General features: G+C 28.1%; 2 protein-coding genes. Both read right to left on the reverse strand.

What is annotated here, in order from left to right; all coding sequences use genetic code 11:
- On the reverse strand, positions 1 to 261 hold a 261-nt coding region (locus IQC44_RS11605), incomplete at its 3' end, for a transposase (RefSeq protein WP_198306487.1).
- Entirely contained in the window at positions 218 to 493 is a 276-nt protein-coding gene (locus tag IQC44_RS11610) for a transposase (protein ID WP_198306488.1), read from the reverse strand. The genes IQC44_RS11605 and IQC44_RS11610, both read right to left, overlap by 44 nt.
- Positions 494 to 587 lie beyond the last annotated feature (94 nt).

Consider the following 587-nt stretch of genomic DNA (forward strand, 5'->3'; position numbering starts at 1 on the left):
TAATGGACGATTTTGCCACTCCTTAGCTTTATCCATAATAGCTTCAGTAATATTTGAAATTGTTTGTTCTGAGAGTTGATAGCCATACAAATCATCAAGGTGAGTACTTATATCAGATACACTCATACCTTTTACATATAATGAAAGTATTAAATCTTCACTACCTTTTAATATTCTCTCTCTTTTTGGAACTAATTTTGGTTCAAACGTTCCATCTCTATCTCTTGGAATTGATACATCTACTTGACCATATTTTCTCAAAGAGAGTGTAAACACAGGTTTTTAATGATTTTTTACTATGTCCATTTCTATAGTTGGAATTTTCTGATTCTTGATGTTTTTCATAACCTAGGTGAGAAGTAAGCTCTTCTTCACTTGCTGTTTGTAGTGACTCTCTAAGAAGGGATTTAAACTCTTCTAAAATACCATCTAATGATATCTCTTTACCTTCTCTTATTTGTCTTCTTAACTCTTCTTTATTTAATATATTCATTTGTAAATCCTTAAATGAAAAATTTACTAGATAGATTTTTAAATTCTATCTAATAAATTAATATTTTTAGGTTTACACAGTTAATTTTATACTA

It is taken from the genome of Arcobacter vandammei (assembly GCF_016106035.1).
In the GTDB taxonomy this organism is placed as follows: Bacteria; Campylobacterota; Campylobacteria; order Campylobacterales; family Arcobacteraceae; genus Aliarcobacter; species Aliarcobacter vandammei.

What these genes read in the sequence shown, in the direction of transcription:
- IQC44_RS11610 (WP_198306488.1), bottom strand. Translation starts at nt 493, where the DNA reads ATGAATATATTAAATAAAGAAGAGTTAAGAAGACAAATAAGAGAAGGT.